Raw genomic sequence first — 237 nt, forward strand, 5'->3', positions numbered from 1 at the left:
GTTTGTTAGGGCGATATAAATTATTACAGCGATATGAAGCGCTACGAGCGCTCCATTTTCAAGTTGCTCAAGAAGAATTAAAACAAGCACGACGTCGAATTGTAAAAGAAGAAATATTATTATTCCAGCACAAAAACCTTGCAAATGCCTTACACGCGGTCAAACTCGGTAACGGCTTCATTGGGTAAAATCAATTTCTTAATTACCAATGCAAACCGCCCAAAACCATGGGAAAGA

At 38.8% G+C, this 237-nt stretch carries 1 pseudogene; it reads left to right on the plus strand.

Annotated elements, in window-relative coordinates:
• A pseudogene (locus JDS96_RS31530) lies at positions 1-134 on the plus strand (hypothetical protein); the annotation flags it as partial.
• Positions 135-237 lie beyond the last annotated feature (103 nt).

It is taken from the genome of Bacillus cereus group sp. N21 (genome assembly GCF_016483395.1).
Lineage (GTDB): Bacteria > Bacillota > Bacilli > Bacillales > Bacillaceae_G > Bacillus_A > Bacillus_A pseudomycoides.